Genomic DNA, 25,617 nt, shown 5'->3' on the forward strand with positions numbered 1-25,617 from the left:
AGGTGACGGAATCGGTGACGTCTGGGGTTTTGCCTCTCTTGTCCGTTCGCCAGCTGACCAAGCTGTTTGGAACGTTCGCCGCATGCGATTCTATCGATCTCGATATTGTGCCCGGTGAAATTCACGCGCTTCTGGGTGAGAATGGCGCGGGCAAATCCACGCTGGTGAAGATGCTGTTCGGTGTGCTGGAGCCATCGGCAGGCGAGATCGTCTGGAAGGATGAGGCGGTTCGCATCGGGTCTCCGGGCGAGGCGCGCCGACTCGGCATCGGCATGGTGTTCCAGCACTTCTCCCTGTTTGAGGCGCTGACGGTCGCCGAAAACATCGCGTTGTCGCTGGATCCTAAAATTTCACTGAAGGAAATTGCCCGCGAGGCGGAAGCGCTATCCAGGGCCTATGGTCTGCCGCTCGACCCTTACGCCCATGTCGCCGATCTTTCGGTGGGAGAGCGTCAGCGTATCGAGATCGTGCGCGCGCTGCTGCAAAATCCGCGATTGATCATTCTGGACGAACCGACCTCCGTTTTGACGCCACAGGAGGCGGATCGCCTGTTCGAAACGCTGGCGAAGCTGAAGGCCGAGGGGCGTTCTGTTCTTTATATCAGTCACCGGCTGGAAGAGGTGCAGCGCATTTGCGACCGCGCGACCGTGCTGCGCCACGGCAAGGTGACGGGTTCCTGCGATCCGCGCAAGGAAACGCCGTCGTCGTTGGCGCGGATGATGGTGGGCGCGGATGTGGCGAGCATTCAGCGTGCTGATGATGGCGTCATTGGTGACGTGGCTGTCGAGATCGCTGGCCTCTCAGTCTCAGCCCGCACGCCGTTCGCCGTTTCCCTCAAAGATATTACGATGAAAGTCCGCTCCGGCGAGGTTCTCGCCATCGCCGGGGTTGCCGGAAATGGGCAGGGCGAGCTGTTCGATGCTCTCTCGGGTGAATATCCTGTGGCCCACAACGAAGCGATTTTCCTGCGCGGAAAGCCGGTGGGGCGCACTAATATCAATGGCCGTCGATTGCTGGGGGCCGGTTTTGTGCCCGAAGAACGCCATGGCCATGCGGCTGTGCCAACCATGACGCTGTCGGACAATCTGCTTCTGGCTCGCTGTCGTTCCGACCAGAAAGCGTTCCTCAGCGGTGGATTTCTGAAGGTCATCCGCAGTTCCACCATCAAAAATGCGGCCAAGCGCATTTCTACCTCCATGGACGTGCGTAAAAGCGGTGATGATCCGCTGGCCGGTTCTCTGTCGGGCGGTAATCTGCAAAAATTTATCGTCGGGCGTGAGCTTGATCGCCAGCCATCGGTTCTCGTCGTCAACCAGCCGACATGGGGTGTGGATGCCGGGGCCGCAAGCCGCATTCGCCAGGCGCTGGTCGATCTCGCCAAGGCCGGTTCGGCTGTTATCGTTATCAGTCAGGATCTGGATGAAATCTTCGAAGTGGCCTCCAGCATATCCGTCATTTCCGACGGGCGTTTGTCGCAATCCTATCCGGCTGGTGAAATGACACGCGAAAAGATCGGGCTTTTGATGGGCGGTGTTCACGCAGGACATGCGGAGGCTCGCGCCCATGCGGATTGAACTCGAAAAACGCACCGGCGTTTCCAACCTCTTCGCCATGTTGTCGCCTCTCCTGGCGCTTGCGCTGACGCTGGTTTTCGGCGCCATCATGTTTGCGCTTCTGGGGAAGAACCCTTTCAGCGCGCTCTACAGCTTCTTCATTGATCCGCTTCTGGAAGTCTGGTCGCTGCATGAGCTGGCGATCAAGGCCGCACCGCTGATCCTGATCGCGGTCGGCCTGTCGATCTGCTATCGCTCGAACAACTGGAATATCGGGGCCGAAGGGCAGTTCACCATCGGCGCCATCACTGGTTCCATCCTGCCGGTTCTCTACCCCCAGTGGCAGTCGCCAATGATCCTGCCGCTGATGCTTGTCATGGGTGCTGTCGGTGGTGCGCTATATGCTGGCATTCCCGCGCTCTTGAAGACACGTTTCAACACCAATGAAATTCTGACCAGCCTGATGCTCGTCTATGTCGCCCAGCTGCTTCTCGACTGGCTGACGCGGGGCATCTGGCGTGATCCGGCGGGCTATAATTTCCCGCAGACAACGGCCTTCAACGAAAGCACCGTGCTGCCGGAAATTCTCGAGTCTGGCCGCGCCCACTGGGGCATCGTTTTCGCTATTATCGCTGCCATCGTACTGTGGTTCATGATGCGTTTCATGCTCAAGGGGTTTCAAGTGACCGTGCTTGGCCAGTCGCCAAGGGCAGGGCGGTTTGCCGGCTTTTCCTCGCGTGGCATGGTGTGGTTTTCGTTGCTTCTGTCTGGCGCGCTGGCGGGGCTTGCGGGTATTTCCGAAGTTTCCGGCTCGATCGGGCATTTGCAGCCATCCATTTCGCCCGGCTACGGGTTCACCGCCATCATCGTCGCATTTCTGGGGCGCCTCAATCCGCTGGGCATCATCGCCTCCGGTTTCGTGCTGGCGCTGACCTATCTCGGCGGCGAGGCGGCACAGCTTTCCATTGGTGTGTCCGACAAGGTCACGCGTGTCTTCCAGGGGCTCATGCTGTTCTTCGTTTTGTCCTGCGATACGTTGATCATCTACAGGATCCGCATCCGTTTCGGGCGTGGTAGCAACTCCGAAGGAGCCGCATGATGGATATGTTTCAGGCGATCCTTCTGACCGTCATCACCGCGGCCACACCTCTGGTCATCGCTGCACTGGGCGAGCTGGTGACGGAGCGTGCCGGGGTGCTGAACCTCGGTGTCGAGGGCATGATGATCATGGGTGCGGTCTGCGCCTTTGCCGCCGCCCATTTGACCGGCTCGCCCTATCTCGGGATTGTCGCCGGCATCGCATCCGGTGCCGTCTTCTCGCTGCTGTTCGGTTTCCTGACACTGACGCTGGTCACGAACCAGGTGGCGACTGGGCTGGCGCTGACGCTGCTGGGCCTTGGTGTCTCCGGTATGCTGGGTGAAACCTTTGTCGGCCTTCCGGGCGTGAAGCTGCCGCCTATTGTCTTTCCTGGTCTGTCGGACATTCCGGTCATCGGACCGGCGCTGTTCCGGCAGGATCTGATTTTCTACATGTCGATCGCGCTCGTCATCGGCATCGGCTGGTTTCTGTTCAAAAGCCGCACAGGCCTGAAAATCCGCGCCATCGGCGACAATCATGGCTCGGCCCATGCGCTTGGCATCAACGTCATCCGCACGCGTTACCTTGCCGTCATGTTCGGCGGTGCCTGCGCGGGCCTGGCCGGGGCGCAGCTTTCGTTGGTCTACACGCCGCAATGGGTGGAAAACATGTCTGCCGGACGTGGCTGGATTGCACTGGCGCTGGTGGTGTTTGCCTCATGGCGGCCATGGCGGGTTCTGGCGGGTGGATATCTTTTCGGGGCTGTCACCATCGGACAGTTGCACGCGCAGGCGCTTGGCATCGGTGTGCCGTCCCAACTTCTTTCAGCAATGCCTTACATAGCGACTATTGTGGTCCTCATCATCATCTCTCATAATCGTCGCACAACGCTGATCAACACACCGGCATCGCTCGGCAAACCGTTCGTACCGGATCGCTAAAAAAACAGGTTCAAAGACTAACCAAGCAGGGGTAAACATGAAGAAACTCATCATCGCACTGGCGGCATCCGCCGCCGCAATCGTCGGCGCGGTTCCCGTAGCTCAAGCCGCAGACGCCAAGAAGGTCTGCTTCGTTTATGTCGGCACCAAGACCGATGGCGGCTGGACGCAGGCGCACGACATCGGCCGTCAGGAACTGCAGAAGCATTTCGGTGACAAGATCGAAACGCCGTTCCTCGAAAGCGTTCCCGAGGGACCAGATGCCGAGCGCGCCATCGAGCGTATGGCCCGTTCCGGCTGCGAACTGATTTTCACGACATCGTTCGGCTTCATGGATGCGACCGTCAAGGTCGCCCAGAAGTTCCCGAAGGTGAAGTTCGAACACGCAACCGGCTTCAAGTCGGCTGAAAATCTCGGCACCTATAATTCGCGTTTCTATGAAGGCCGTTACATTCAGGGCCAGATCGCAGCCAAGATGTCGCAGAAGGGCGTCGCGGGCTACATCGCGTCCTTTCCTATCCCTGAAGTCGTGATGGGCATCGACGCCTTCGTTCTGGGCGCTCAGTCGGTCAATCCCGAGTTCAAGGTCAAGGTTGTCTGGGCCAATACATGGTTCGACCCCGGCAAGGAAGCCGATGCTGCCAAGGCACTGATCGACCAGGGCGTCGATATTCTGACACAGCACACCGACACCACCGCACCGATGCAGGTTGCTGCGGAGCGTGGCATCAAGGCCTTCGGTCAGGCGTCGGACATGATCAAGGCTGGTCCGAGCACGCAGATGACGGCGATCGTCGATACCTGGGGCGCTTACTACATCAAGCGCACACAGGCGCTTCTGGACGGCACATGGAAGTCGGAGTCGGTCTGGGACGGCCTGAAAGACGGCATCCTGACCATGGCACCTTACACCAACATGCCCGACGACGTGAAGAAAATGGCTGAGGAAACCGAAGCCAAGATCAAATCTGGCGAGCTTCACCCCTTCACCGGTCCGATCAAGAAGCAGGACGGCTCCGAGTGGCTGAAGGCTGGCGAAAAGGCTGAAGACAAGGTTCTCCTCGGCCTCAACTTCTACGTCGCAGGCGTGGACGACAAGCTGCCGCAGTAAGCTGTTCGATTGCTCTCGATCGTCATCCTCGGGCTTGTCCCAAGGATCCGACACGTATCACCAAACCAAGCCGCGCCCGGAAACAGGCGCGGCTTTTTCTTGGCCCGCGCTCACGGCAGGTTTCCAGCGTTCACGCAATTTCCATGGTTTCTTTATTCCTGAGCGTTTATAGCGGGAAAACAGCCCGCCCGTTGATTGGCGGCCAATGATTGCAGATTCGGAGATATCAATGGAACGCAGTTGCCTTGCCGTCATTCTCGCCGCTGGTGAAAGCACACGCATGAAATCGTCCATGTCGAAGGTGCTGCATCCGGTGGCTGGTCGGGCGATGATCGCGCATGTGATGCAGGCTGTTGCAGGTGCTGGCGTCAACACCGCCGCTCTCGTGGTTGGCCGTGATGCGGACAGGGTGGTGGATGCAGCGCGGGGTGCTGGCGTCAACGTCGATCCCTATCTCCAGAAAGAGCGTCTGGGCACCGGCAATGCTGTTCTGGCTGCGCGGGATGCGATCGAAAGCGGCTATGACGATGTTCTGATCGCCTATGGTGACGTACCGCTGCTGACATCTGAAACGCTCAACAAGGCGCGGCAGGCTCTGGCGGAGAATGTCGATGTCGTGGTCATCGGCTTTCATACCGAGAGGCCGACAGGCTATGGCCGTCTGCTGGTCGAGAATGAGGAACTCGTTGCTATCCGGGAAGAGAAGGATGCGACCGATGAGGAGCGCAGGGTCACGTGGTGCAATAGTGGCCTTATGGCGATCAACGGTCGCCGCGCGCTCGATCTTCTCACGCGCATCGGCAACAACAATGCCAAGGGCGAATATTATTTGACGGATATCGTCGAAATCGCCCGGTCTCTGGGCGGCAAATCCGTTGCCATCGATGCGCCTGAAACCGAATTGATCGGCTGCAACAATCGCGCCGAACTGGCTTACATCGAAAAGCTCTGGCAGGAGCGGGCCCGTCACCAGTTCATGATCGATGGTGTCTCGATGATCGCGCCGGAAACCGTGTTTTTATCCTGGGATACGCAAATCGGGCAGGATGCCTTGATCGAGCCGAATGTGGTGATCGGACCCGGTGTCACTATCGAATCGGGCGCTGTCATCCACGCGTTCTCCCATCTGGAAGGCGCGCATGTCAGCGGTGGTGCGACGGTCGGCCCCTATGCCCGGTTGCGCCCCGGCGCCAATCTGGCCGCCAATTCCAAGGTTGGCAATTTCTGCGAGGTCAAGAAGGCCGAGATCGGCGAGGGCGCCAAGGTCAACCACCTGACTTACATCGGCGATGCCTTCGTGGGTGCTGGCAGTAATATCGGGGCAGGGACGATCACCTGCAACTACGATGGCATCAACAAGCACGAAACGCGGATCGGCAGGAATGCCTTTGTCGGTTCCAACTCTTCACTGGTGGCACCCGTTAGCATTGGCGACGATGCCTATGTCGCGTCTGGTAGCGTCATCACCGAGAATGTGCCCGCCGATGCGCTGGCCTTTGGCCGTGCGCGTCAGGAGATCAAGGAAGGTCGCGCCAATGCTTTGCGTGCCCGCGCACAGGCCATCAAGGATGCCAAGAAAAAGTTCTGACAATGGTAACGGATAGACACTGAAAGTGACTACAACCGCAATTGCGGATTTTACGGAAATCGCTAGGACTTCCGCTAGTTAAAATGGTTTGGAGACGTATATGTGCGGCATTGTTGGTATTGTTGGAACGCAGCCGGTTGCGGAGCGCCTTGTGGATGCGCTCAAGCGTCTGGAATATCGGGGGTACGACTCCGCTGGCGTCGCAACAATTCATGATGGCGCGCTGGCCCGCCGCCGCGCGGAAGGCAAGCTTTTCAATCTCGAAAAGAAGCTGTCGGAAGAGCCGCTACCCGGTCTCACGGGCATTGCCCACACCCGCTGGGCGACCCATGGAGTGCCGAATGAGACCAACGCTCATCCGCATTTCGTGGATGGCGTGGCGGTCGTCCACAATGGCATCATCGAAAATTTCTCCGAATTGCGCGACGAGTTGACGGCAGAGGGCGCTACCTTCACCACGCAGACGGACACGGAAGTCGTGGCACAGCTGCTCGCCAAGTTCACCCGTGATGGGCTAGACCACCGCGCCGCCATGCTGGCCACGCTGAACCGGGTGACCGGCGCTTATGCGCTCGGCGTTATGTTTCAGGACGATCCTGCAACGCTGTTGTCGGCCCGGTCCGGCCCACCTCTCGCCATCGGTTATGGTCGAGGTGAAATGTTCCTCGGCTCGGACGCCATCGCGCTTTCGCCCTTCACCAATGAGATCACCTATCTGGTCGATGGCGATTGCGCGATTCTGACCGCAAATGGTGCTGAGATCGTCGATTTCTCCGGCAATCCCGTCCAGCGTGCGCGCCAGATTTCGCAGGCCACGGCCTATGTGGTGGACAAGGGAAATCACCGCCACTTCATGGAAAAGGAAATCTACGAGCAGCCGGAGGTCATTTCACACGCACTCAGCCATTACGTGGATTTTGCCGAAAAGCGTGTGAAGCCAGCCGATCCGGCCATCGATTTCTCGAAGCTCACGGGCCTTGCCATTTCCGCTTGTGGCACGGCCTATCTTTCCGGCCTCATCGGCAAATACTGGTTCGAGCGTTATGCGCGTCTGCCGGTCGAAATCGACGTAGCCTCTGAATTCCGTTATCGCGAAATGCCGCTATCACCGACTCAGGCTGCACTCTTCATTTCGCAATCGGGCGAGACTGCGGATACGCTGGCATCGCTGCGGTATTGCCAGGAAAACGGCCTCAAGATCGGCACGGTCGTCAATGTGCGCGAATCGACCATGGCGCGCGAATCGGATGCGGTGTTTCCGATTCTGGCCGGTCCTGAAATCGGCGTCGCGTCCACCAAGGCCTTCACCTGCCAGCTGGCCGTTCTGGCGTCGCTCGCCATTGCCGCTGGCAAGGCGCGTGGCACGTTGACTGCCGAGCAGGAGACAGACCTCGTTCGTCACCTGATCGAAATGCCCCGTGTCATGAGCGAAGTGCTGAACGCCATCCAGCCGCAGATCGAAACCCTGTCGCGCGATCTCTCGCGCTTCAAGGATGTCCTCTACCTTGGTCGCGGCACCAGCTATCCGCTGGCGCTGGAAGGTGCACTCAAGCTCAAGGAAATCTCCTACATCCACGCCGAAGGTTATGCCGCTGGCGAGTTGAAGCACGGACCAATCGCGCTGATCGATGAGAACATGCCGGTCATCGTCATCGCCCCGCATGACCGTTTTTTCGACAAGACCGTGTCCAACATGCAGGAGGTCGCAGCCCGCGGCGGCAAGATCATCTTTATCACCGACGAAAAGGGCGCTGCCGCCTCCAAGCTCGAAACCATGGCGACGATCGTTCTGCCAAACGTGGATGAAGTCATTGCCCCGATGGTCTTTTCGCTGCCGATCCAGCTTTTGGCCTACCACACCGCCGTCTTCATGGGCACGGATGTGGACCAGCCGCGCAACCTGGCAAAGTCGGTGACGGTGGAATAGACCCATCCACACCGGTTCAGCTGAACGGAGAACACGTGGCGATAACGCACTTGCGAACGGGATTATTTTTCGCAGTGCACATCGCCACGATAATTCACTTGAAAGGCGGAACACGTTTCGCCACTGTCCGTTTCAAGAAAGTCTTCATCTCCTGACGTTTCTCGAATTTATGCGGATTCATGACCGAAATCCCTGGCAAAATTTCTTTCGCAACCCGCTTGCGTAACAGCTTCCTCACCGGAGTTCTCATTCTCGCACCGGTGACCATCACCATGTGGGTGGTGTGGACATTCCTGCAATGGGTGGACAGTTGGGTTAAACCCTACATACCCGCGCGCTACGATCCCGAGCAATATTTTGATGTCGCCATTCCCGGTTTCGGCCTTCTGGTGGCGGTCATCGGTATTACGCTGATCGGCTTTCTCGGCAATAACCTGATCGGCAAATGGATCGTCGGCTTTGGCGAGTCCATTCTCAACCATATGCCCTTCGTGCGGCCTATCTACAAAAGCATCAAGCAGCTCTTCGAATCGGTTTTGAAAGAACATTCCAGCTCGTTCAAAAAAGTCGGCCTTATCGAATTCCCATCACCTGGCACATGGGCCATGGTGTTTGTATCGTCCGATGCCAAGGGCGAAGTGGCTTATCGGTTCAATGAAATCGGCCAGGAAATGGTCGCGGTTTTCCTGCCGCCGACGCCGGTTCCGACCGCAGGTTTTCTGCTGTTCGTGCCGAAGGACAAGATCATCATGCTTGAGATGTCGCCAGAAGACGGAGCGAAGCTTCTGATCTCCGGTGGCCTCGTCGCCCCGGATTTCGAGTTGCCGAAGGCCATCGCACCGGTTTGACGATCACTCGTCGTCAAACACTTCGTCAGTGGTCGATGACGAGTGAAACACCGGCACGAAGACGCGCATATAGACAAAGCGCACGCTCCAGCCTTTTTCCTGTGCCTCTGCCCACGCTTTCTTGCGCCCCGGTTTCTTGAAGGTCTTGCTGATCGCCTTCCGTTCGCTTTGGGCAAAGGTTTCCGGCAGCAACTGGTTGTCGGGCGAGCAAAGGGCGTAGCCTTTGCTGAAGGCTGCGGGCGGTAGGGGCATGTCATTCATTATCGTTAGCCTGCATGGAGGAAACGGATCGCCTCGTCACGACGATGGAGATAGAGCAGGGTACGCAGATTGCGGCCCCGCTCGCTTGATAGGTCCGGGTCACGCTCGATGATATAGGCGGCGTCCTTGCGGGCGATCTCCAGGAGGTCGGCGTGCGCTTCGAGGCTGGCAATACGAAAACCCGGCGTGCCGGATTGACGGGTGCCGAGAAGCTCGCCTTCGCCGCGCAACTTCAGATCCTCTTCGGCAATCAGGAAGCCATCTTCGCTGTCGCGCAGAATGGAAAGCCGCGCCTTGCCGGTTTCGCTCAGGGGACCCTTGTAGAGCAGAATGCAGTTGGATGCCTCGTCACCGCGACCCACGCGCCCGCGCAACTGGTGAAGCTGCGCAAGGCCGAAATTCTCCGCGTGTTCGATGACCATGATCGTCGCATCCGGCACGTCCACACCAACCTCCACGACAGTGGTCGCCACCAGCAGGCGCGTTTCGCCGGTCTTGAAGGCCAGCATCGCCGCGTCCTTCTCCGGCCCGCTCATGCGGCCATGGATGAGGCCAATGTCAGCGCCCAGTGACTTGGACAGAACGGCATGACGTTCCTCTGCCGACATCAGGTCTGATTCCTCCGATTCTTCCACCAATGGGCAGATCCAGTAGGCTTTCTTGCCTTCGGATAGTGCAGTTTTCAGCCGGGCGACGATATCGCCAATGCGCTCGGTCGGAATGGTCACGGTCGTGATCGGTTTGCGGCCTGCCGGTTTCTCGGTCAGCTTGGACACATCCATGTCGCCGAATGCGGCCAGAACCAGCGTTCGGGGAATGGGGGTTGCCGTCATGACCAGCATATGTGGTGAGATACCCTTGGCGGTCAGCCGCAGGCGTTGGTGTACGCCGAAACGATGCTGCTCATCCACCACCGCCAGCACGAGGTTCTTGTAGCTGACGCTGTCTTGAAACAGCGCATGGGTTCCGATGATGATCTGAGCCTCGCCGGAGGCGATGCGCTCCTCGATGTCTCGCCGCTCTTTGCCTTTGGTGCGCCCCGTCAGAACCGCACAGGAAATGCCAGCTGCTGTGCCGAATTTCGAAATCGTCGAGAAATGCTGGCGGGCCAGAATTTCAGTGGGGGCCATCAGCACGGCCTGACCGCCGGCCTCGACGGCGGTTGCCATGGCCATTAACGCCACCAGCGTCTTGCCCGCGCCGACATCGCCCTGCAACAGACGCAACATGCGGTCTTCGCCGGCCATGTCGGTCAGAATATCCTTCACCGCAGCGCTTTGGCTCGCCGTCATCGAAAACGGCAGGTTCGCCAGAATTCTGGCAGCAAAATCGCCCTTCGCACGGATCGGTTGGCCGGTGACCTTGCGCAATCGTTGACGCACCAGCGCCAGTGACAGCTGACCTGCCAGAAATTCGTCATAGGCAAGGCGGCGGCGGGCAGGGGCCTGCGGATCGATGTCGGCAGCGTCACGCGGATCGTGCAGATCGCGGAAAGCATCGGCCACATGCGGAAAGCTCTCACGCGCGGCCAGCGCTTCATCGATCCATTCCGTAAAGATCGGCATCTTGGTGAGTGCGCCATCGATGGCGCGTCTCAAGACCTTGGGCGAAAGCCCGGCTGTCAACGGATAGACCGGCTCGACCAGCGGCAGGTTTTCGGCCTCCGAGACCTTCACCATGAAATCCGGGTGCACCATGGAAGCCCGACCGTTGAACCAGTCGATCTTGCCGCTGACCATCACCTCTTCGTCCACGGGCAGTGCCTTGGACAGCCAATCACCCTTGGCACGGAAGAAGGTCAGCGCCAGTTCGCCGGTCTCGTCATGCAGAAACACCCGATACGGCGCGGAGCGGTTGCCGGGCGGCGCTGGCTGGTGGCGGTCTACGCGTCCCTGAATGGTGACAATGGCACCCTGTAGTGCCAGCGCAATGCCCGGGCGGTTTCGTCGGTCGATGATGTTGTAGGGCGCGTGAAAAAGGAGGTCGACAACGCGGCTTTCCTCGACGCTGTCCCGACCCAAGAGCTTCGCCAACAAATCGGCAAGCTTCGGCCCGACGCCTGCAAGCGTGGCGACGGTGGCAAACAGCGGATCGAGGAGGGTGGGGCGCATGGCGAGCAAAATCGTGGAAGGGCGGGCGCAATGCAAGAGTGGTCTTGCGATAAACTCGATTTATCACCGGCAGTTTTTGGTTGATGCGACAATATTTCGATAAAAACCGGTTCCCAATCGTTCCTGTCCTGTTCTATAGGAAAGGCCAAGTCAACAAACAGGTGAATGCGATGACAGGACTGGTGCGCACGAGCGCCGACCTCGATCCGAGGCGCAGGCGAATTCTTTATCGGTGCTGGCATCGCGGTATCAGGGAAATGGACCTTGTTCTCGGCCAGTTCGCCGAAGAAAACATCGCCGACCTTTCCGAAGAGCAATTGGACGAGCTCGAAACCATCATGAACGAGGAAGATCAGGACCTCGTACAGATGGTGACGGGCGCGCAGCCTATTCCCGAAAAATTCCAGACGCCGTTGTTCATGACGATCATTTCCTACCGCCCAGATTTCGATCTGGTCACCGCGCAGAACGGACACAGCCCAAAATGATAGCCGGATTCGATGTCAGGCTGGTGGCATCGGCCGATACGCCGTTGACCATCGGCAACGTGCCCTCCGGAACGGAAGCCTTTTTGCTGGCTGATCTGGCACGGCAGGGCACGCCCGTTGCCTATGTCCTCTCCGATGGCCAGCGCGTGGCCGATTTGGAGCAGATGCTGAGCTTCGTTGCACCTGATATTCCGGTTCTCACCCTGCCTGCCTGGGATTGCCTTCCTTACGACCGCGTGTCGCCCAGTGCGCATGTGTCGGCCCGTCGTCTTGCGACATTGTCCGGCCTCATCCATCACCAGAAAAAGCCGCATCCGGCCATCGTGCTTGTTACCGTCAATGCCATGTTGCAGAAAATGGCGCCACGCGATGTCATCGAGAGCCTCGCTTTCTCGGCCAGGCCCGGCAATCAGATCCGCATGGAGGATATTGCTGCCCGGCTGGAGCGCAACGGTTTTGACCGTGTGGCGACCGTGCGCGAAGTGGGTGAGTTCGCCCTGCGCGGCGGTATTCTCGATGTTTTCGTTCCGGGTACGGAAGAGCCTGTCAGGCTGGACTTCTTCGGCAATACGCTGGAAAGCATTCGCACCTTCGATCCCGCCAGCCAGCGCACCATCGGTCAGGCCCATTCGCTTGATTTGAACCCGATGAGCGAGGTAACCCTCACGCCGGATACGATCAGCCGCTTCCGCAAGAACTATCTGTCGCTCTTCGGAGCCGCGACGAGGGACGACGCGCTGTACCAGGCCGTGTCCGAGGGGCGTCGTTATGCGGGCATGGAACATTGGTTGCCGCTGTTTTACGAAAAACTGGAAACCGCCTTCGATTATCTCAAGGGCTTTCGCATCGTCACCGACCACACGGCGCGCGAAGCAGCCGTCGAGCGGTCCAAGCTGGTACATGATTATTTCGATGCGCGGCAACAGTCCGGCCAGACGAAGGGCGCAACGCAGGGAGCGCCCTACAAGCCCGTCTCGCCAAGCCAGATCTATCTCGGCGGTAAGAGCTTCGACGAGGCGCTCAACGCCGTCAACGCAGTCCGTCTGACACCGTTCAACGAGCAGGACTCCAGGGATAAGCCGGTCGCCACGCTGGATGCCCATGTCGGTCCGCGCTGGGCGAAGTCGCAGACGGAGAACGAAAGCGAAGAGCGCGTCAATGTCTTCACGCTTGCCGTCAAGCACATTGCCGAGCGACGCTCCAAGGGCTGGAAGGTTCTGATCACCGGCTGGTCTGAGGGCTCGCTCGACCGCATGTTACAGGTGCTGAATGAGCATGGCCTTGAAAACATCAAGACGATCCAGTCGTTTAAAGAGATCGAAAAGCTTGGCAAGGGCGAGGCCGCCGCTGCGGTTCTGAGCCTTGAGGCCGGTTTCGAAACCGGCAATCTCGCCGTCATCGGTGAGCAGGATATTCTCGGCGACCGCATGGTGCGCCGATCCAAGCGCCGCAAGCGCGGAGCTGATTTCATCTCGGAAGTCGCCGGTCTGGACGAGGGCTCGCTTGTCGTCCACGCCGAACACGGCATCGGTCGCTTCGTTGGTCTTCGCACGATCGAGGCGGCGGGTGCGCCGCGTGATTGTCTCGAGCTGCATTATGCCGATGAGGCCAAGCTTTTCCTACCCGTCGAAAACATCGACCTTCTGTCGCGCTACGGCTCGGATGCGGCGGAAGCCAACCTCGACAGGTTGGGTGGCGGCGCATGGCAGATGCGCAAGGCCAAGCTCAAGAAACGTCTTCTGGATATGGCGGGCGATCTCATCCGCATCGCCGCTGCGCGCATGGTGCGCCATGCGCCAGCGCTGATTGCGCCAGATGGTCTCTATGATGAGTTCGCCGCCCGTTTCCCCTACGACGAGACGGAAGACCAGCAAAACGCCATCGATTCGGTTCGCGACGATCTGGGCGCCGGTCGCCCGATGGACCGCCTGATCTGCGGTGATGTCGGCTTCGGCAAGACGGAAGTTGCACTCCGCGCCGCGTTCCTTGCTGCCATGAACGGCGTGCAGGTGGCGGTCGTCGTGCCGACCACATTGCTGGCCCGTCAGCATTTCCGCACCTTCTCCGAACGCTTCCGTGGCCTGCCGATCCGTGTGCAGCAGGCATCGCGCCTTGTCGGTACGAAGGAACTGGCGCTGACCAAGAAGGAAGTGGCCGAGGGCAAGACCGATATCGTCGTTGGGACCCATGCGCTGCTTGGCGCTGGCATCAGCTTCGCCAATCTGGGCCTTCTCATCATCGATGAGGAGCAGCATTTTGGCGTGAAGCATAAGGAGCGCTTGAAGGAGCTGAAGAGCGACGTGCATGTGCTGACGCTGTCGGCGACGCCCATTCCGCGCACGTTGCAGCTTGCCATGACAGGTGTTCGCGAGCTGTCGCTGATCACGACGGCACCGGTGGACCGCATGGCGGTGCGCACCTTCATTTCGCCTTTCGATGCCTTGGTTATCCGCGAAACGCTGATGCGCGAGCATTATCGTGGCGGCCAGAGCTTCTATGTCTGCCCGCGTCTGGCTGATCTGGCCGATATTCACGCCTTCCTGCAATCCGACGTGCCGGAACTGAAGGTCGCCGTCGCGCACGGGCAGATGGCGGCGGGTGAGCTGGAAGACATCATGAATGCCTTCTATGATGGCAAGTATGATGTGCTGCTCTCCACCACCATCGTCGAATCCGGTCTCGATGTTCCCACGGCCAACACGCTGATCGTCCACCGTGCCGATATGTTCGGCCTGGCGCAGCTCTACCAGCTGCGTGGTCGTGTCGGCCGGTCCAAGGTTCGCGCCTTCGCGCTGTTCACATTGCCGGTCAACAAGGTGCTGACGACAATGGCGGAGCGCCGCCTGAAGGTCCTGCAATCGCTTGATACACTGGGCGCTGGCTTCCAGCTTGCCAGCCATGATCTCGATATTCGCGGTGCTGGCAATCTTCTGGGTGAAGAACAGTCGGGCCATATCAAGGAAGTCGGTTTCGAGCTTTACCAGCAGATGCTGGAAGAGGCCGTGGCCGAGGTGAAGGGCGAAGACGATGTTGTCGATACCGGCTGGTCGCCCCAGATTTCGGTTGGCACTTCGGTCATGATCCCGGAAAATTACGTGCCGGATCTGCATCTGCGCATGGGCCTGTATCGTCGCCTTGGCGAGTTGACCGATCTGAACGAAATCGACGGTTTCGGTGCAGAGATGATCGACCGCTTCGGCCCGTTGCCGAAGGAAGTCCAGCACCTTCTCAAGATCGTCTACGTCAAGTCGCTCTGCCGCACGGCCAATGTCGAAAAGCTGGATGCGGGGCCGAAGGGCGTCGTCGTGCAGTTCCGTAACAAGGAATTCCCGAACCCTGCGGCACTCGTCGGCTACATCGCCAAACAGGGTTCCATGGCGAAAATCAGGCCCGATCACAGCGTATTCCTGACGCGTGATCTGCCGACGCCTGAGAAGCGTCTGGCAGGGGCGGCCATGGTGATGACGCAGCTGGCTGAACTGGCAAAGGGCTGACGGACTGATCAGTGCGTCTTGTCCCCATCGCTCTCCGGCGTCATCGCGACGGCAACATTCTGGTCTGCCGCCGCAATCGATGTTGGAAGAGCGACATGTCTCTGGCGTTCGCGGATAAGCGTGATCAGCCCCGAGCCGATGATGAGCGCAATGCCGACCAGCATCCAGCTATCCACGTGATCACCGAAGATCAGATAGCCGAACAGAATGGCCCACAACATCTGGCTGTATTGCGTCGGGCCGATGACCGCAGCGGGCGCGTATTTCGCTGCATACATCACCAGCACGTTGGCGACGGCGCCAAGAAGGCCGTAGCCCGCCAGGAACATCCATTGTTCGACATTGGGCAGGGTGAACGACGATGTCATCGCCACGCCGCAGATGACCAGCGTTCCCAGCAAGCCCGCGCCATAAAGCGAGATATTCTTTTCCGATGGCCCCATGGCGCGGAAAATAACGATGGAGATCGCGCCGCAAAGACCGGCGATGATGGCCGCGAAATGTCCGGTCGAAAGCTCGCGGAAACCCGGTCTCAAGATAATCAGAACACCGGCAAAACCGATGATGACGGCGGACCAGCGCTTGATCCCGACCTGTTCCTTCAGGAACAGAACAGACATGATAGTGACGAAGGCGGGCAGCAGAAAGATCAGCGCGAAAGCTTCTGCCATGGATAGATGGGTGAAGGCCGTGACCGAGGTGATGGCACCAAGGCCTGATGTCCCGAAGCGCAGAAGCCAGAGCGGGCGGTTGGTGGTGCGCACAATATCGCGCCAGTCGTCGTTGCGCTTGCGGATGAAGGGCAGGGCCGCAAGGCCAAAGAGCGCGCCAAAAAAGGCGGACTGAATGGGCGACAATTGCCCTTCGATGAGCTTCACGCTCGCATCGCTCCAGGCGTAGGCCGCAAAGGCTGCGAATGCGAGCAGAATTCCCTTCAACGTGCTATCGGACACGGAAACACCAAAATATTAGGGGCCGGAAATCGACAGCAGGGAGGCGCTGACGATCAGTTCAGTGCCCTATGCTCTTCCAGCTTCAATCTGGCAATATCCCGCAGTGCATTAATCAGCACTTCCTTGGTCTGCGCACCGCTGACGGCATATTTCTGGTCGAGGATGAAGAAGGGAACACCTGATACACCCATCTGTTGGGCAGCATCAATTTCCGCGACGACTGTGTCCTTATCCGCGTCAGAAGCCAGCAGCTTCTCCACGACGTCGCGGCTCATTCCAGCCTTTTCACCAATATCCGCCAGCACGGCGTGGTCGCCGATATTGCGGCCTTCCTCAAAGTTGGCGCGGAACAGTCCGTTCACGACCTTTTCCTGAAACTCGCGGCCTTCGGCGTGAGCCCAAAGCGAGAGGCGGTGGGCATCCAGCGTGTTGGGCCCGACCTTGATAGCGTCGAAGTCGAAGGCGATGCCCACTTCCTTGCCAAGCTGCGTCAGCATCTCGTGCGCCTGCTCCACCTTTTCCTTGCCGCCCAGCTTCTTCTCAAGCTCTGCCTTCTGGTCCACACCTTCCGGAGGGTAGTCCGGGTTGAGGCGGTAGGGACGCCAGTTGACGTCGACGCTGACTTCATCGAGAATTTCAGCCAGCGCCAGATCGAGCCGCGCCTTGCCGAGATAGCACCATGGGCAGACCATGTCCGAGACGACGTCGATAACAATGCGTTGCATGGTGCTTCCCTTTCAAACCTTAAAATGTCCGCTCCATCTAGGGGCGTCTCTGCGGTTGCGCAAGGCGTTACCTCAAGAGAACCGCCAGACTGGCCTTACTGAACGCGCGCATCCCACCACGTGGTTTTCTGGTTACCCAGAAGCGGCGTGGCCTCGGGGCGCTCTATATATTTCCACCGCGCGACCCACTGCGCACCGATGTAATAGAGCGGGATGATGTAATGCCCCGCCGTCAGCAGACGGTCATAGGCACGCACGGCGGCCTGGAAGTCCTCTGTGGAGCGCGCCTGCAACAACGCTTCCAGCATGCGGTCCACATCAGGATCGGCAACGCCCGCATAATTGAAGCTGCCATTGGCATCGCGTGAGCCAGAGCCCCAGCGGTTGAGCTGTTCAGCCCCCGGCGACAGCGAGGATGGAAGCGAGCGGATGATCATATCATAGTCGAAGCTGTTGGAGCGTGCCTGATACTGCCCGTCATCGACGGAGCGAATGGCCATATCCACGCCGATGAGACGCAGCGAACGCTGGTAGGCCAGCGCAATGCGTTCCTGCGCGGGGTTCTGCGTCATAATTTCGAAGGCGAGCGGACGACCCTTGGCATCCGACATCTTTCCGCTTTTGATCGTGTAACCGCCCGCCTTCAACGTGTCGACGGCGAGCTTCAGTACCTTGCGATCGGCGCCGGAGCCATCGGTGACGGGCATGGCGTAGGTGCCAGCCAGCAGCGCCGGTGGAAGTGTCCTGGCGGCATCACCCAGCAAAGCCAGTTCCCGCTCGTCCGCCGCATTGCCAAAGGCGCCGAGCGCCGAGTTCTGCCAATAGCTTTGCGTGCGCTGGAACGCGCCGCCGAGAATATTGCGGTTCATCCATTCAAAATCGAGTGCGAAAGACAGCCCTTCGCGCACGTTCTTATCAGCAAAGATGGCGCGTCTCGTGTTGAACACGAGCCCGAACATGCCCGATGGCAGCCGTGACTCGAAAACGTCGCGGGCAATGTCTCCGCGATGCACCGCAGGGAAATTATAGGCTTGGCCCCAGTGGGAGCTGTCTGCCGAGCCGTTGATGGCGTCTCCTTCCGGGTAGATGTCGATATCGCCCTTCTTGAAGGCCTCGAACATCGTCGTGACCTGCAGAAAATAGAGGATGCTGATCTCGTCGTAATTATCAGAGCCGACCTTGGACGGCACATCCTTGCCCCAGTAATCCGGGTTGCGCTCCCACACGACGCGCTCACCAGGGCGCAGGGTTTTGATTCGGTAGGGACCGGAGCCCACCACGGGGCCGAGGCCGCCTTGCTCGAATGTTGCCTGATCGATGGCGTGCTTGGGCAGGATCGGTGTCGAGGAGGCCAGAATGAGCGGTGTTTCGCGATTCGCGTTTTCGTTGAACGTGAAGCGCACGCCGTGCTCGCCAATCTTCTCCATTTTCGCAACGCCGTTCAGGCGGCTATTGAAGGGTGGACGGCCTTTTTCCTTCAAAAGATTGAAGGTGAAAATCACATCATCGGGCGTCACCGGCTGGCCGTCCTGCCATTTCGCTTTCGGATTGATGTTGAACTGAATGTAGGTGCGGTCGTCGTCCCACTCGGCCGTTTCCGCCAGCAAGCCATAGAGCGAGAATGGCTCGTCATTGGAGCGCTGCATCAGCGGCTCATAGAGAAGATTACCGAACTCCGGGTCCCAGACGCCACGTGCCGTTGTGCGCATGCCCTTCAGAACAAAGGGATTGAGGCTATCGAAGGTCCCGACGACGCCATAGGATATGCGACCGCCTTTTTTCACGTTGGGGTTCACATAGGGAAAATTCTTGTAATCGGATGATAGGGCAACAGTGCCATGCATCGAAATCCCGTGGAGTGGTTCTGCCAGCGCCAGACCTGAAAAAAGAAGGGCCGGGATGAGCGCCAAAAGGCTTCGCATGTTCATGTCCTGTCGCATTCGGGCTGTTTGATCCGCAGATCGTCACGGCTCGCCCGTCTTGTATTGATTCCCGCGCGAATGTATCACACACGACTATGGCAGGCATCCGACGAGAGAAAACTTGTCGGGCTTCTCTAAAAAGTCAAAGAAGTGCTGGATATCGCCTTCAACGGGATGTAACAGGTTTGCCGAAACCCTCGGGTCACGCATTTGCCTCATTTAAACGACAGTGGAACGGGCAGACGGATACCGGTGATGCTAAGCAGTTCGTCCTGTTCTGCTTCGCATAAGAAAATTCAGGAGACGGAACTCTTATGATGCAAAACGCAAACACATTCAGCCGCGCAGCCTTGTCTGCTCTCGTTCTTTCGCTGGGTGCCGTGTCTGCACCGGCCGTATCGCAGGCTCAGCAGGCGGTTCCGGCTGCCGGAGGTCCTGGCGCACCACCGCTCGGCTGGTTCAAGACATGCAGCAAGCAGGAAGACAATGATGTTTGCGTCGTGCAGAACGTCGTTCTGGCGCAGAACGGCCAGATGATCACGGCTGTCGGCCTCATCAGTGTCGAAGGTAAGGTCAACCGCAAGCTGCTCCAGGTTTCGGTTCCGACCGCACGTCTGCTGCCTCCAGGCGTTATGATGCAGATCGATGGTGGCAAGGGACAGAAGCTCGATTATGCCGTCTGCCTGCCCGACAAGTGCACAGCTGAAGTGCCGCTCACAGACGCCATGATCGCCAGCATGAAGAAGGGCACGGAAATCGTGTTCACTTCCATCAACTTCCGTCGCGCACCGAACCCGATCAAGATCGCTCTCAGCGGCTTTACCGGCGCTTATGATGGCCAGCCGATTACACAGTCGCAGCTCGCGGAAAGCCAGCGTTCGCTCCAGGAAGGCATGCAGAAGAAGGCTGAAGAGGCGCGTAAGAAGCTCGAAGCTGCGCAGGACGCTGCCAAGACCAAGCCTGCAAACTAAGATATCGACATTGAAAAACCGGCCTGAAGTCTCAGGCCGGTTTTTTTGTGAAAAATTTCTGGAAACAATCAGTGAGTCATCGCTGCCTTCGCTCGCAGCTCGCCGCTGGGAGTGGTGTCGAAAATACGGGAAATATTCGGGTTTCTCAGGGGCTGGTCGCTCTCGTCGTGGACGAGGTTTTGTTCGGACACATAGGCGACATACTCGGACTCATCGTTTTCCGCCAGCAGGTGGTAAAATGGCTGGTCACGCTCCGGACGAATTTCCGGGGGAATCGCGTTCCACCATTCCTCTGTGTTGGCATATTCCGGGTCTACGTCGAATACCACACCGCGGAACGGAAACACTCTGTGGCGAACGACCTCACCAATCGTAAATTTTGCGTCTCTTTGTTTCATGGCATGCACATCCTTTCCCACTACAATTTGGGGGGTGGATATAAAATATCAAGATATGGCGTTGCATGGCTGGCTTTCGTCCTTCGCACATGTGCGTTATTGCGAAAGAAAAAAGGCGCCCCGAGAGGCGCCTTTTCAAAATGTAACTGTTACGCCGAGTAGTACATGTCGAATTCGACCGGGTGAGGGGTCATTTCGAAACGCATGACTTCGTGCATCTTCAGTTCAATGAAGGCATCGATCTGGTCGTCGTCAAACACGCCGCCGGCGGTCAGGAACTTGCGATCCTTGTCGAGGCTGTCGAGTGCTTCACGCAACGAGCCGCACACGGTCGGGATCTTCTTCAGTTCCTTCGGTGGCAGATCGTACAGATCCTTGTCCATCGGCTTGCCGGGGTGGATCTTGTTCTTGATGCCATCGAGGCCAGCCATCAGCATCGCTGCAAAGCCGAGATATGGATTCTGGGCTGGGTCCGGGAAGCGCACTTCGACGCGCTTTGCCTTCGGGTTGGAGCCGAAAGGAATGCGGCAGGATGCCGAGCGGTTGCGGGCGGAGTATGCCAGCAGAACCGGTGCTTCGTAACCTGGGACCAGACGCTTGTAGGAGTTGGTCGTCGGGTTGGTGAAGGCGTTGATCGCCTTGGCATGCTTGATAATGCCGCCGATGTAGTAGAGGCAAGTCTCAGACAGGCCAGCATATTCGTCGCCAGCGAAGGTCGGCTTACCGCCCTTCCAGATGGACTGGTGAACGTGCATGCCCGAACCATTGTCGCCGAAGATCGGCTTTGGCATGAAGGTTGCCGTCTTGCCGTAAGCGTTTGCGACCTGATGGACCACATATTTGTAGATCTGCATCTTGTCGGCGCTGGATACCATCGTGTCGAACTTCACGCCCAGTTCGTGCTGAGCCGAGGCGACTTCGTGGTGATGCTTTTCAACGACCACGCCCATTTCGCCCAGGACAGTCAGCATTTCGGAACGCATGTCCTGAAGGCTGTCGACGGGCGGAACCGGGAAATAGCCGCCCTTGACGCGCGGACGGTGGCCGAGGTTGCCCGTCTCGTAATCCGTGTCGTCGTTAGACGGCAGTTCGGACGAATCGAGCTTGAAGCCCGTGTTGTAGGGATCGGCCTTGTACTTGACGTCGTCGAAGACGAAGAATTCGGGCTCAGGTCCAACGAAGATCGTATCGCCGATACCGGATGCCTTGAGGTAGGCTTCAGCCTTCTTGGCTGTGCCGCGCGGGTCGCGGTTATAGGACTCGCCAGAGACGGGATCGAGAATATCGCAGATGATGACCATGGTGGACTGCGCGAAGAACGGGTCCATATGGACCGTGCCCGTGTCCGGCATCAGCACCATGTCGGATTCGTTGATGGCCTTCCAGCCGCCGATCGAAGAGCCGTCGAACATGACGCCATCGGCGAACATATCTTCGTCCACGCAGGCCACGTCCATGGTCACGTGCTGCAGCTTGCCCTTTGGGTCGGTAAAGCGCAGGTCCACGAACTTGACGTCGTTGTCCTTGATCTGCTTGAGAATATCGTTTGCGGTCGTCATTTGAAACTTTTCCTTGAGTGTTTTGATAACAAGGTGAAGCCCCGGCTTTCCCGGGTTCAGTCTTTTTATATGGCGTCTACGCCTGTTTCACCCGTACGAATACGGATGACCTCTTCCACGTTGGACACGAAAATCTTTCCGTCACCAATGCGTCCGGTCTGCGCGGCATTGCGAATGGCCTCGATAACGGCATCCGCATTTTCATCCGCAAGCACGACTTCGACTTTTACCTTCGGCAGGAAGTCGACGACGTACTCTGCTCCGCGATAGAGTTCCGTATGGCCTTTTTGACGACCAAAGCCCTTAGCTTCCGTAACCGTTATTCCCTGGAGTCCGACTTCCTGAAGGGCTTCCTTCACTTCGTCGAGCTTAAAAGGCTTAATGATCGCTTCGATCTTTTTCATGAGAAAATATCTCTCCGCTTCTCCCGTTCAAGCGGTCTTTCCGCTCTGCCACAAGAATGCACGTATCGTGCCAGATCGGAAGTCGGTTTGATTAAAAAATCTTTGAAAAAGAGCTGGACACAGCGAAATTTGATGCAGCTTCACTGTTTCCCTGGATAAAAATACTGCGTGTTGTCCACGCAGCAGTCATTTTTTCACGATTTTGCCAAATTTCAGGCCGGTCGCGAGCAGGTGAGTGGATGAAAGGTGCTGGTCAAATTTAATCCAGGTGCATATATTTTATGCAGTCTTAAATGCCTATTTTTCCACCGATTGCCTTTTGTCTGTTTTTGAGCTGAATATGTGGACATGATGTTTTCAGTTCAGCACGCCCTGTTTGATCCAGCCACCATGGCGCACATTGATGCAAGCGCAGAAGCGAGTGGCATTTCCCTTTCATCTCTGATGGAACGGGCAGGGCAGGCCGTCGCAGCTAGCGTTCTCACGCATTACCCACAAGCTTTGCGCTATGTCGCGCTGTGCGGAACCGGCAACAATGGCGGCGATGGCTTTGTCGCAGCGCGGGCCCTGAAGGCAAGCGGTGCCGAGGTTGCCCCTTACGTGTTTGGTGATGTTTCCCGGCTGAAGGGCGCCGCAAGGCAGGCGTTCGATGCCATGGGGATCGCCAGCGAGCCGCTTGGCAGCTACGTGCCACGCTCTGGCGATGTCGTGATCGACGCCATCTTTGGCGCCGGACTTTCGCGGGATGTGCCCGTTGAGGTGGCGGCTGTGATCGATGTTGTCGAGACGGCTTCCATTTCCGTGATCGCCGTTGATCTTCCATCCGGTCTGTGCGGACGGCGCGGGGTGCCGCTTGGACGTTCGTTTCGGGCAGAACGAACCGTTACGTTCATGGCTCGCAAACCGGGTCATGTTCTGATGCCGGGTCGCTCCCTGTGCGGCACGCTTGACGTTTTCAATATCGGTATCCCGCAAAGACTTCTGGAAGCGCATTGTGGCTGCGTCTATGAAAACGGCCCCTTCTTGTGGATGGGATGCTTTCAAAGGGCTGACGAGGACACCCACAAGTTCAAGCGCGGGCATTTGACGGTGTTTTCTGGTCCCTCCCACGCCACGGGTGCGGCCCGAATGGCTGCCATGGCAGGGTTTCGTGCGGGTGCGGGCATCGTCACTGTTGCTGCACCTCAGGACGCCATTGGTGTTTTATCGGCGACGCTCACGGCGGTCATGGTTCAGGGTATCGAAAGCGAAGACGAGCTTTCTGCCTGGCGGGACGACACGCGTCATGGGACTTACATCCTCGGTCCCGGCTTCAGTGATATCGAGCGCGCGCGCCGGTTTGTGTCGCTTCTGAAGGACAAGGCGCTGGTGCTGGATGCCGATGGCATCACAGCCTTCCGGCACGATCCGCAGCAGCTTTTCGATCTCTTCGCCACAGACGCGCCCCGCATTTTGACGCCACATGAGGGTGAGTTCGGGCGGCTTTTTCCCGACATCGCTGCAGACGAAACGCTGAGCAAGATAGAAAAGGCGCAGGCGGCTGCGGAACTCAGCAACGCCGTGATCGTCTACAAGGGCGCTGATACCGTGATTGCCGCGCCGGATGGGCGTGCGACCGTCAACACAAACGCGCCACCTCATCTGGCGACGGCCGGATCTGGAGATGTGCTGGCTGGCATTGCCGGCGGCTTTCTGGCGCAGCAGGTTCCCGCGTTCGAAGCCGCCGCTGCCGCTGTCTGGCTCCACGGTCAAACCGCACAGCGGCTCGGTCCAGGACTGACGGCCGAGGATTTGGCTGCGGCGGTCAGGCCTTTCTCATCTTAGAGCGTTTCCTTGTTAACTGGAAACGTTCTGCCGGAGCAGATTTTCGTCAGGACAAAGGCGATTGGCGAAGGGCATACCCTAAGGTACGGTCGAGCCGATCGCCTTTGTCCTGGCGGAAATATGCCCGGCCCTCCGGGTTGGTTGAAACGGGCCATCTGCCTGCCCGGACGGCTTGGCCGTATGCTAGGGCTACGCCACGCGCCCTCCGGACAAGCAGTCGATCCCGTTTGAACCAACAGAACTGTTTCCATTTAACAAGGAAACGCTCTAATGCACGGGCTTGCTCTGGTTGGTGATGGCGGCCATGCGGGATGCGTTGACGACAAGCTTGCGTTCAGCGCGTTCCTGCTGTGGTGTGCGATTGTAGATTTCGCGATAACACTTGGAAAAGTGCGATGCGGAAACGAAGCCGCAGGCAACCGCCACTTCCACCACGGGCATGGCGGATTGGACCAGAAGATGGCGTGCCCGGTCCAGCCGGATTTCCAGATAGTAGCGGGCAGGGGAACGCCCCATTTCCTGCCGAAACAGCCGCTCCACCTGTCTGCGTGAAAGATCGGCATCGTCGGCTATGTCGAGCAAAGACAGCGGCTCTGACAGGTTGCTTTCCATCAATTCGATGATCGACAGGACCTTGTCGTTCTGGACACCGAGACGGGCCCGGAGCGGCAGGCGTTGGCGGTCATGCGGATTGCGCACCCGGTCCGTCAGTTGCTGCTCACAGACGCGGTTGACGAGGTTTTCGCCAAAATCCTGGCCAATCAGATTGAGCATCATGTCCAGAGAGGCGGTGCCACCCGCGCAGGTATAGATGTTGCCATCGACCTCATAGAGATCGGCGTAGACTTCGACCTGTGGAAAGGCCTCTGAAAAGCCTGGCAGGTTCTCCCAGTGGATCGCGCAGCGCTTGCCATTCAGCAGTCCCGCCTGGGCAAGCACATGCGCGCCTGTACAGAGACTGCCGACAGCAATGCCCCGATTATGCGCCTCCCGCAGCCATGCGTTGACGGATTTGTTGCTGTATTGCTCGATATCGATGCCGGAACAGATCAACACCATGCTGGGGCGGTTCTCACCGCTGACGGATTTTCGCTCGTCTGCCAGCGATGTGTTGGCCTCCAGTGCAATCCCGCTGGAGGAGGCGACCTTCTGGCCGTCGCTGGAGGCGAGACGCCATTCATAGGCGGCATAACCCAGCATGCGATTGGCGATGCGCAGCGTTTCGACAGCCGCCGTAAAGGGCAGCATGGTGAACTGCGGAACCATGAAGAACACGATAATGCGCTTTTTGGGAGGCGTTTTGCTCACGGCGACCATGCTCCATTGCGGAAACGCAATTCCTTGCTTGGAAATGGTCCGCTGTATATCGCGTTTGCGACACTCTAGGCACAAGATACGACGCGCGCCTGTTGCTGTCAAAAAACTTATTCGGGATACCCTTCGCCGAGGAAGCGATAGCGT

General features: G+C 58.3%; 20 protein-coding genes. 11 read left to right on the forward strand and 9 right to left on the reverse strand.

The window, feature by feature from the left end; genetic code table 11:
- Positions 1-2: 2 nt before the first annotated feature.
- From GGQ73_RS17090 to GGQ73_RS17120, 7 genes are all read left to right on the forward strand, one after another.
- Positions 3-1,574 carry an ABC transporter ATP-binding protein gene (locus GGQ73_RS17090; RefSeq protein WP_252094038.1) on the forward strand — a complete coding sequence of 524 codons (1,572 nt, stop codon included), beginning with the start codon at positions 3-5 and terminating at the stop codon, positions 1,572-1,574.
- A complete protein-coding gene (locus tag GGQ73_RS17095; RefSeq protein ID WP_183897195.1) occupies positions 1,564-2,652 on the forward strand; it encodes an ABC transporter permease in 1,089 nt (362 codons plus the stop codon). The genes GGQ73_RS17090 and GGQ73_RS17095 overlap by 11 nt, the downstream gene beginning before the upstream one ends.
- Positions 2,652-3,572, forward strand: a complete 921-nt coding sequence (locus GGQ73_RS17100; protein WP_183897196.1) for an ABC transporter permease — start codon at positions 2,652-2,654, stop codon at positions 3,570-3,572. Before GGQ73_RS17095 ends, GGQ73_RS17100 begins: the two co-directional genes overlap by 1 nt.
- Positions 3,573-3,609: 37 nt before the next feature.
- Positions 3,610-4,683 (forward strand): BMP family ABC transporter substrate-binding protein, encoded by a 1,074-nt coding sequence (locus GGQ73_RS17105; protein WP_174153308.1) that lies wholly within the window; start codon positions 3,610-3,612, stop codon positions 4,681-4,683.
- 229 nt (positions 4,684-4,912) lie between these two features.
- Positions 4,913-6,271: a bifunctional UDP-N-acetylglucosamine diphosphorylase/glucosamine-1-phosphate N-acetyltransferase GlmU gene (gene glmU, locus GGQ73_RS17110; RefSeq protein WP_183897197.1), complete on the forward strand. Its 1,359-nt coding sequence runs from the start codon at positions 4,913-4,915 to the stop codon at positions 6,269-6,271.
- 100 nt (positions 6,272-6,371) lie between these two features.
- Positions 6,372-8,198: a glutamine--fructose-6-phosphate transaminase (isomerizing) gene (gene glmS, locus GGQ73_RS17115; protein WP_183897198.1), complete on the forward strand. Its 1,827-nt coding sequence runs from the start codon at positions 6,372-6,374 to the stop codon at positions 8,196-8,198.
- 179 nt (positions 8,199-8,377) lie between these two features.
- Positions 8,378-9,046, forward strand: a complete 669-nt coding sequence (locus GGQ73_RS17120; RefSeq protein ID WP_174153305.1) for a DUF502 domain-containing protein — start codon at positions 8,378-8,380, stop codon at positions 9,044-9,046.
- Positions 9,047-9,049: 3 nt separating this feature from the next.
- On the opposite strand, the gene GGQ73_RS17125 is transcribed toward GGQ73_RS17120, so the two are convergent.
- Complete coding sequence (locus GGQ73_RS17125; RefSeq protein WP_183897199.1) at positions 9,050-9,307, reverse strand: hypothetical protein; 258 nt, start codon at positions 9,305-9,307, stop codon at positions 9,050-9,052.
- Positions 9,308-9,312: 5 nt separating this feature from the next.
- Complete coding sequence (gene recG, locus GGQ73_RS17130) at positions 9,313-11,418, reverse strand: ATP-dependent DNA helicase RecG (RefSeq protein ID WP_183897200.1); 2,106 nt, start codon at positions 11,416-11,418, stop codon at positions 9,313-9,315.
- A 170-nt stretch (positions 11,419-11,588) separates the two neighbouring features.
- Here recG and GGQ73_RS17135 point away from each other — a divergent pair, with 170 nt between their 5' ends.
- Positions 11,589-11,906, forward strand: coding sequence for a succinate dehydrogenase assembly factor 2 (locus tag GGQ73_RS17135; protein ID WP_174153302.1), 318 nt, complete (start codon positions 11,589-11,591; stop codon positions 11,904-11,906).
- The gene (mfd, locus tag GGQ73_RS17140) at positions 11,903-15,400 is read left to right on the forward strand and encodes a transcription-repair coupling factor (RefSeq protein WP_183897201.1); all 3,498 of its coding nucleotides are present in this window, start codon (positions 11,903-11,905) and stop codon (positions 15,398-15,400) included. The genes GGQ73_RS17135 and mfd overlap by 4 nt, the downstream gene beginning before the upstream one ends.
- A gap of 8 nt (positions 15,401-15,408) precedes the next feature.
- Here the strand turns inward: mfd and GGQ73_RS17145 are convergent, their stop codons facing one another.
- The 3 genes from GGQ73_RS17145 to GGQ73_RS17155 all read right to left on the reverse strand — a co-directional run bounded on the left by GGQ73_RS17145 (position 15,409) and on the right by GGQ73_RS17155 (position 19,000).
- Positions 15,409-16,353 (reverse strand): DMT family transporter, encoded by a 945-nt coding sequence (locus tag GGQ73_RS17145; RefSeq protein WP_183897202.1) that lies wholly within the window; start codon positions 16,351-16,353, stop codon positions 15,409-15,411.
- A 53-nt stretch (positions 16,354-16,406) separates the two neighbouring features.
- Complete coding sequence (locus tag GGQ73_RS17150; protein ID WP_183897203.1) at positions 16,407-17,078, reverse strand: DsbA family oxidoreductase; 672 nt, start codon at positions 17,076-17,078, stop codon at positions 16,407-16,409.
- Between the two features lie 95 nt (positions 17,079-17,173).
- Positions 17,174-19,000, reverse strand: coding sequence for an extracellular solute-binding protein (locus tag GGQ73_RS17155; RefSeq protein WP_183897204.1), 1,827 nt, complete (start codon positions 18,998-19,000; stop codon positions 17,174-17,176).
- Positions 19,001-19,314: 314 nt separating this feature from the next.
- Here GGQ73_RS17155 and GGQ73_RS17160 point away from each other — a divergent pair, with 314 nt between their 5' ends.
- The gene (locus tag GGQ73_RS17160) at positions 19,315-19,971 is read left to right on the forward strand and encodes an invasion associated locus B family protein (RefSeq protein ID WP_183897205.1); all 657 of its coding nucleotides are present in this window, start codon (positions 19,315-19,317) and stop codon (positions 19,969-19,971) included.
- A gap of 68 nt (positions 19,972-20,039) precedes the next feature.
- Here the strand turns inward: GGQ73_RS17160 and hspQ are convergent, their stop codons facing one another.
- The 3 genes from hspQ to GGQ73_RS17175 form a co-directional block, all read right to left on the reverse strand.
- The gene (hspQ, locus tag GGQ73_RS17165; protein ID WP_174153296.1) at positions 20,040-20,369 is read right to left on the reverse strand and encodes a heat shock protein HspQ; all 330 of its coding nucleotides are present in this window, start codon (positions 20,367-20,369) and stop codon (positions 20,040-20,042) included.
- Between the two features lie 149 nt (positions 20,370-20,518).
- Positions 20,519-21,928 (reverse strand): type I glutamate--ammonia ligase, encoded by a 1,410-nt coding sequence (gene glnA / locus GGQ73_RS17170; protein ID WP_174153295.1) that lies wholly within the window; start codon positions 21,926-21,928, stop codon positions 20,519-20,521.
- A gap of 65 nt (positions 21,929-21,993) precedes the next feature.
- On the reverse strand, positions 21,994-22,332 hold the full coding sequence (locus GGQ73_RS17175; protein ID WP_007753933.1) for a P-II family nitrogen regulator: 339 nt from the start codon (positions 22,330-22,332) through the stop codon (positions 21,994-21,996).
- Between the two features lie 348 nt (positions 22,333-22,680).
- Here GGQ73_RS17175 and GGQ73_RS17180 point away from each other — a divergent pair, with 348 nt between their 5' ends.
- Positions 22,681-24,156, forward strand: a complete 1,476-nt coding sequence (locus GGQ73_RS17180) for an NAD(P)H-hydrate dehydratase (protein ID WP_183897206.1) — start codon at positions 22,681-22,683, stop codon at positions 24,154-24,156.
- A 267-nt stretch (positions 24,157-24,423) separates the two neighbouring features.
- On the opposite strand, the gene GGQ73_RS17185 is transcribed toward GGQ73_RS17180, so the two are convergent.
- Complete coding sequence (locus GGQ73_RS17185; protein WP_412762988.1) at positions 24,424-25,422, reverse strand: GlxA family transcriptional regulator; 999 nt, start codon at positions 25,420-25,422, stop codon at positions 24,424-24,426.
- Positions 25,423-25,617 lie beyond the last annotated feature (195 nt).

Origin of the sequence: Rhizobium skierniewicense (genome assembly GCF_014196515.1) — a bacterium.
GTDB lineage: Bacteria > Pseudomonadota > Alphaproteobacteria > Rhizobiales > Rhizobiaceae > Agrobacterium > Agrobacterium skierniewicense.